The following is a 6,113-nucleotide window of genomic DNA, read 5'->3' as shown; positions in this document are numbered from 1 at the left end:
CTGCCCCCGACGAACCCGCGCCCGCCATGGCGGGCGCGGGTTCGTCGGGGGCAGCGGGAACGGGGCGCATGACGGCATTTAAGCACGCGCGCGTCAGGCCGGGCCGCCGTCCCGCATCTGCGCCGCGCGGGCCAGCAGCAGCTCGCGTTCGCGGGCGTTGCGGGTCATGCCGGCGGCGCGTTCGAAGGCCTCGCGCGCCTCGGCATGCCGGCCCAGCTTGGCCAGCAGGTCGCCGCGCACGCTGGGCAGCCAGTGGTAGTTGGCCAGCGCGCCCTCGGCCTCCAGCGCGTCGACCAGGTCCAGCGCGGCCTGCGGGCCGAAGGCCATGCCGACCGCCACCGCCCGGTTCAACTCGGCCACCGGCGAGGGCATGGCCTGGACCAGCGCGTCGTACAGCGCCACGATGCGCGGCCAGTCGGTATCCTCGGCGCGACGGGCGCGGGCATGGCAGGCCGCCAGCGCCGCCTGCAGCGCGTAGGGGCCGAGCGCGCCGCCCAGCGACTCGGCGCGCGCCAGCGCGGCCAGTCCACGCCGGATCAGCAGCAGATCCCAGCGGGCGCGGTCCTGGTCCATCAGCAGCACGGGCCGGCCCTGGGCGTCGGCGCGGGCGGCCAGGCGCGAGGCCTGCAGCTCCATCAGCGCGACCAGGCCGTGCGCCTCGCTGTCGCCGAGCGCCAGTTGCGCCAGGATGCGGCCCAGGCGCAGCGCCTCGTCGCATAGCGCGGGCCGTGTCCAATTCTCGCCCGACGTAGCCGAATAGCCTTCGTTGAAGATCAGGTAGATCACTTCCAGCACCGAGGCCAGCCGCGCGGCGCGCTCGCCCGGGCCGGGCACTTCGAACGGCACGCGCGCGGCGGACAGGCTGCGCTTGGCGCGCACGATGCGTTGCGCGATGGTGGACTCGGAGGCCAGGAAGGCGCGCGCGATCTCGGCCGTCGACAGGCCGCCCAGCAGCCGCAGTGTCAGCGCCACGCGCGCCTCGGTGGACAGCAGCGGATGGCAGGCCGTGAAGATCAACCGCAGCAGATCGTCGCCGATATCGTCCTGGCGCGCGGCGTCCAGCGCGTCGACGAAATCCGGTTCCACATCGGCCTCCAGCGCCTGCAGCTCGTGGCCGATCTGCTCGTGCTTGCGGCTGTGCAGCGCGTCCAGCCGCAAGCGGTCGCGGGCGCGGTTCTTGGCGGTGGTCATGAGCCAGGCTCCGGGGTTGTCGGGCACGCCGGACGCGGGCCAGCGCTCCAGCGCGGCGACCAACGCGTCCTGCGCCAGCTCCTCGGCCAGGCCGACGTCGCGCACCAGCCGCGCCACGCCGGCGATGACGCTGGCGGCCTCTATCCGCCAGACCGCCTCGATGGCGCGGTGGGTGGCCAGCGCGGCCGGACTGTCCGGCGCGCCGGCGTCGGCCGAGGGCTTGTTGCCCCTCATGCCTGCGGCGGCACCGCGCCCGGCTCCATGTACACCAGCTCCCAGACGTGGCCGTCCAGGTCCTCGAAGCCGTGCGAATACATGAAGCCGAGATCCTGCGGGCTGCGCGGCACCGCGCCGCCGGCGGCGCGCGCGCGGGCCACCAGCTCGTCGACATGGGCGCGGCTGTCGCAGGACAGCGCCACCAGCACCTCGGTGGATGTGTGGGCGTCGGCCACCGGCTTGCCGGTGAAGGTCTTGAAGAAGTTCGTGACCAGCAGCATCACGAACAGATTCTCGCCCGCGACCAGGCAGGCGCCCTGGTCATTGGTGAACTGCGGATTGAACTCATAGCCCACGCTGCGGAAGAAGGCCTGCGATTTCTTCATGTCGCGGATCGGCAGGTTGACGAACATATGCTTGTGCATGGCAATTCCTCGTGTCTGATGTCGAAAGAAAAAACGGTATCCAATACGCCCAGCTCGCCCCGGACCGAGGTCGCGCGGAGCCGGCTTTGCCGGTCCGCAGCGACGCCCTTGAGGGCAGAAGCGCGCAGCGCTTCACGGGTGGGCTTCGCCCTCCGGGCCGTAGCGACGCCCCTGGGGGGAGCGCGCAGCGCTCGGGGGGGACTTCTACTATTGCCCGTTGCCCGGAATGTCGCGGAAGCGTTCGATGGCGGGACTCGGCGCGAAATCCTCCAGCTCATACAGCTGCCGCACCTCGACCGAGCAGGGCTGGCCGGGGAAGGGCGAGGGAAAGCGCTGCGCCCATTGCATGGCTTCCTCGCGCGAGCGGGCCTGGATCATGGTGTAGCCCGCGATCAGTTCCTTGGTCTCGGCGAAGGGGCCGTCCAGCACCTTGCGTTCGCCTTGGGCATCGTACTGGACGCGCCAGCCCTTGGACGAGGGCAGCAGGCCGTTGGCGTCCAGCAGCACGCCGGCCTTGGACAAGGCCTCGTGGTAACTCACCATCGCGGCAAGCAGGCTTTCTTCGGGCATGCGGCCGGCTTCGCTGTCGGCGGTGGCGCGGACCATGATCATGAATCGCATTTCTGAGTCTCCGGGAGGGAAAGATCCAGGCCCGGATCCGGGCTTGGATCGGGGCTTGTACTGGCACGACGAACGGAGAGGATGCAGATCGACAGTCCGCTTGTATTCCTGGGGTAAACCCCTAGAAAAAAATCCCGCGACGGGTGTCGCGGGACGGGGTGATACGGGTTCAGGGGAACGGCGCGCTAGGCGCCGCCGGGCCTGGCCGCCAGCGCTTCCGGATTGACCACGTGGATCGGCTTGCCGGCGGCGTAGGACACGATCTGGTCGAACACGTCGGAGAACTGGGTCTCGTATTCGTCCTCGGTGACATAGCCGATATGCGGCGTGCAGACCACGTTGGGCAGGTTCAGGAGCGGATGCCGGGTGTCGCGCAGCGGCTCTTCCTCGTAGACGTCCACCGCCGCCATGCCGGGCCGGCCGGCGCGCAGCGCCTGTTCCAGCGCGCCCGGCGCGATCAGGCCGGCGCGGCTGGTGTTGACCAGCAGCGCGCCGGGCTTCATGCGCGCCAGGTCCTCGGCCGTGACGATGCCGCGCGTGTCCTTCACCAGCCGCATGTGCAGCGACAGCACGTCGCAGGCCTCGAAGAAGGCGGCCTTGTCCGGCGCCGTTTCCCAGCCCTCGTCGCGGGCGCGCTGGCGCGAGGCCTCGCGGGCCCAGACCAGCACCTTCATGCCGAAGGCCGCGCCGTAGCGCGCCACTTCCGCGCCGATGCGGCCATAGCCGTAGATGCCCAGGGTGCGCCCGCGCAGCGTGCGGCCCACGCCGATCTGCCAGTCGCCGGCCTGCAGCGCCTTCATCTGTTGCGGGATCTGGCGCATGGCGGCCAGCGCCAGCCCCCAGGTCAGCTCGGCGGCGGCATAGGACGGCGTGCCGGCGTGCTGGTTCGAGGACACGATCACGCCGTGCGCGGTACAGGCGGCGATGTCGATATGCGGATAGACGCTGCGCTGGCTGATCAGCTTCAGGCGCGGCAGCCGGGCGATCAGCGGCGCCAGGATCTGGGTGCGCTCGCGGATCAGCACCAGCGCGTCGGTGTCGCGCAGCCGCTCGGCCAGCGCGTCCGTGTCCTGCACGTGGTCGTTCCACACGGTGACCGCGTGGCCGTCCAGCTTGCGGAAACAGGGCAGGCCCCGCAGCGTGTCGAAGTAATCGTCGAGGATGGTGATGTTCATGTCGGTCTCCCAGGCTGTGCCGGCATTGTGGACGCGGCGCGCGGCGCACGTAAAATGAAATTAATTGCCCGATTGATGCATTTTTCTCATGAAAATAGACGTGCTTGGGGTGCAGGCTTTCGTCGCGGTGGCGGACCACAAGAGCTTTCGCCGCGCGGCGGGCGAGCTCAGCATCACCCAGACCGCGCTCAGCCGCCGCCTGCAGAACCTGGAGTCCTTCCTGGGCGTGCGGCTGGTCGAGCGCAGCACCCGCTCGGTGGCGCTGACGCCGCCCGGCGAGAGCTTCCTGCCGCAGGCGCGCCGGCTGCTGACCGACCTGGCCGCTGCGCTGACCGAGATCCGCGAAACCGGCAAGGCCCGGCGCGGCGACGTCACCATCGCCTGCGTGCCGACCATCGGCGTGCATTACCTGCCGCAGATCCTGCAGCGCTATAGCGCCGACCATCCGCAGAACCGCGTCAAGGTGCTGGATCATTCCTCGGCGGCGGTGGCCCAGGCGGTGCTGACGCGTGAGGCGGAGTTCGGCATCAACATCGCTGAATCGCATCCGCCCTCGCTGGAAAGCGTGCCGCTGCTGCAGGACGACTTCGTGCTGATCTGCCGCGACGACCATCCGCTGGCGGGCCATGAGGCGCTGCCCTGGAAGGCGCTGGAAGGACACCGGCTGATCTTTCCGGGCGCCAGCAGCAACAACCGGCCCTTGCTAGATCACGCGCTGGCGGAAAGCCAGCTGGAGCTGTCGGCCTTCTACGAGGTGCAGCGCAGTTCGACGGCGGTGGGATTGGTGGCGGCGGGCGCCGGCATCGCGGTGGCGCCCCGGCTGGCCTGGCAGGCGGGCTCGTATCCGGGCCTGCGCGTGGTGACGCTGCACATGCCCACGGTCAGGCGCACGTTTTCGTTGCTGAGCCGCAAGGGCGCGGTGCTGTCGCCGGCGGCGCAGGCGCTGCACGACCTGATCCTGAAGCATGGCCGGCAGGCACCGGCCAAGTCCCGGCGCGGCGGCAAGGGCGGCTGAGGCGGCGGCAGGAAGGAGACCGGGGCCGCCGCGAGCGGGCCGGGCGACCGAGGCTGCAACGCAGCAACCTCAACGCAGCGGTCGAAGCCGCCTCAAAGAAAACACGGACCCAGCTCGCGCACTTCCACGGTGGCCCAGGCGGCGGCCGGGCATTCGGCGGCCAGCGCCAGCGCTTCCTCGCGCGTGTCGCAATCCAGCAGGAAGAAGCCGCCGATCATTTCCTTGGCCTCGGCGAAGGGGCCGTCGATCACGCTGCGTTCGCCGTCGCGCACGCGCAGGCGCACGCCCTCGGCATCGGACTTCAGCGATTCGGCGCGTTGCAGCAGGCCGCGCTCGTTCAGGCTTTCGGCATAGCGCAGCATGGCGCCATAGGCCTCGCGGCCTTGTTCGGGCGTGCGTTCGGCGCGCTGGCCGACCGGTTCGACGATCAGGAGCAGATAGGACATGTAGGGAGGTTCCTGGCGAAGGGCAGGCCGCCAGCTTAGCGCCGTTCGCGGCTGGCGGCGAGATGCGCCGCCAGCCGCCGTTCAGGACTTGGCCGGCGCGGGCGCCTGCGCGGCCTTGGGCGGCTGCGTGATGTCCATGATCAGCTCGACGCGGCGGTTGGCGGCGCGGCCGGCCGGCGTTTCGTTGCTCTCGATGGGCCGCGTCTCGGCATAGCCCACCGCGCGCAGGCGGCCGGCGGTCACGCCGTCGCGCACCAGTTCGCGCAGCACGCTGGTGGCGCGGCTGCTGGACAGCTCCCAGTTCGAGGCGAACTGGCGGGTCTGGATCGGCACCGTGTCACTGTGGCCCTCGACCGAGACCTGGTACTCGTTCTTGTTCAGGATCGCCGCCAGGCGCTTGATCACGTCCAGCCCGGCGGGGCTGAGCGTGGCCTGGCCCGAGGCGAACAGCAGCTCGTTGCTGATGCGGAAGCTCACCGACTGCTCGTTGACGATGACGTCCACCGATTTGCCCAGGTCGGCCAGTCCCAGCGATTCCTTGGACGGGGCCTTCAGCGGTGGCGCGGCCTCGGCCACGATCTCGCCGTCGCTTGCCGTGGCCGGCGCGGACGCCTGGGCCGTGGCCGGCGCCTCGGGCGTGGCCCATTCGGGCGGAATGGCGACCTTGTCGAACTCGGAATATTCGCCGTCGTAGGCGGGCAGGCCGCTGGTGGCCAGCGAGCCGACCAGCTCGACCGGCTGGCTTTCGCCGGCGAAGCCGTGCAGGCGCGAGATGGCCAGCATCACCACCAGCATGGCCAGCAGCAGCGTGATCAGGTCCAGGTAGCTGAGCAGCCAGTTCTCGGAATCATGCTCGGTCGCCTCGTCCACGTGCCAGCGGGCGTAGCGGCTCTTGCCGCCGGCGCTCTTGCTCTGGCTCATGCGCCAACCGCTGTTCTCGGCGGCCTTCTGCGCGCGCAGCTGGGCCTGGCGGGCCTGTTCGATCCGCTGCGCCAGGGAGGGGGAAATCAGGCTCATTGGCGCG

7 protein-coding genes are annotated in these 6,113 nt (G+C 70.2%); 1 reads left to right on the top strand and 6 read right to left on the bottom strand.

What is annotated here, in order from left to right; all coding sequences use genetic code 11:
* Window positions 1–93: 93 nt before the first annotated feature.
* The 4 genes from KDH83_RS28855 to KDH83_RS28840 all read right to left on the bottom strand — a co-directional run bounded on the left by KDH83_RS28855 (window position 94) and on the right by KDH83_RS28840 (window position 3,628).
* Window positions 94–1,425 carry an RNA polymerase sigma factor gene (locus KDH83_RS28855; RefSeq protein ID WP_212322125.1) on the bottom strand — a complete coding sequence of 444 codons (1,332 nt, stop codon included), beginning with the start codon at window positions 1,423–1,425 and terminating at the stop codon, window positions 94–96.
* Window positions 1,422–1,832, bottom strand: a complete 411-nt coding sequence (locus KDH83_RS28850) for a VOC family protein (RefSeq protein WP_212322124.1) — start codon at window positions 1,830–1,832, stop codon at window positions 1,422–1,424. The genes KDH83_RS28855 and KDH83_RS28850 overlap by 4 nt, the downstream gene beginning before the upstream one ends.
* Before the next feature lie 207 nt (window positions 1,833–2,039).
* Window positions 2,040–2,453 (bottom strand): YciI family protein, encoded by a 414-nt coding sequence (locus KDH83_RS28845; protein WP_212322115.1) that lies wholly within the window; start codon window positions 2,451–2,453, stop codon window positions 2,040–2,042.
* Window positions 2,454–2,638: 185 nt separating this feature from the next.
* Window positions 2,639–3,628 carry a D-2-hydroxyacid dehydrogenase family protein gene (locus KDH83_RS28840; RefSeq protein WP_212322113.1) on the bottom strand — a complete coding sequence of 330 codons (990 nt, stop codon included), beginning with the start codon at window positions 3,626–3,628 and terminating at the stop codon, window positions 2,639–2,641.
* Between the two features lie 88 nt (window positions 3,629–3,716).
* Between KDH83_RS28840 and KDH83_RS28835 the strand changes: the two genes are divergently transcribed.
* Complete coding sequence (locus KDH83_RS28835) at window positions 3,717–4,643, top strand: LysR family transcriptional regulator (RefSeq protein ID WP_212322111.1); 927 nt, start codon at window positions 3,717–3,719, stop codon at window positions 4,641–4,643.
* A gap of 92 nt (window positions 4,644–4,735) precedes the next feature.
* On the opposite strand, the gene KDH83_RS28830 is transcribed toward KDH83_RS28835, so the two are convergent.
* On the bottom strand, window positions 4,736–5,089 hold the full coding sequence (locus tag KDH83_RS28830) for a YciI family protein (RefSeq protein WP_212322109.1): 354 nt from the start codon (window positions 5,087–5,089) through the stop codon (window positions 4,736–4,738).
* Between the two features lie 81 nt (window positions 5,090–5,170).
* Window positions 5,171–6,113 (bottom strand): OmpA family protein (locus tag KDH83_RS28825; RefSeq protein ID WP_249205426.1); only part of this gene is annotated, 943 nt, incomplete at its 5' end.

Origin of the sequence: Achromobacter sp. Marseille-Q0513 (assembly GCF_018195695.1) — a bacterium.
In the GTDB taxonomy this organism is placed as follows: domain Bacteria; phylum Pseudomonadota; class Gammaproteobacteria; order Burkholderiales; family Burkholderiaceae_B; genus Achromobacter.
The sequence above is the reverse complement of the archived record's forward strand: the minus strand, read 5'-3'. Positions and strand labels throughout refer to the sequence as shown.

Excerpts from the sequence above, each read along its gene's own strand:
- KDH83_RS28835 (WP_212322111.1), top strand. The coding sequence starts at position 3,717 with ATGAAAATAGACGTGCTTGGGGTGCAGGCTTTCGTCGCGGTGGCGGAC.
- KDH83_RS28855 (WP_212322125.1), bottom strand. The coding sequence starts at position 1,425 with ATGAGGGGCAACAAGCCCTCGGCCGACGCCGGCGCGCCGGACAGTCCG.
- KDH83_RS28845 (WP_212322115.1), bottom strand. The coding sequence starts at position 2,453 with ATGCGATTCATGATCATGGTCCGCGCCACCGCCGACAGCGAAGCCGGC.
- KDH83_RS28850 (WP_212322124.1), bottom strand. The coding sequence starts at position 1,832 with ATGCACAAGCATATGTTCGTCAACCTGCCGATCCGCGACATGAAGAAA.
- KDH83_RS28840 (WP_212322113.1), bottom strand. The coding sequence starts at position 3,628 with ATGAACATCACCATCCTCGACGATTACTTCGACACGCTGCGGGGCCTG.
- KDH83_RS28830 (WP_212322109.1), bottom strand. The coding sequence starts at position 5,089 with ATGTCCTATCTGCTCCTGATCGTCGAACCGGTCGGCCAGCGCGCCGAA.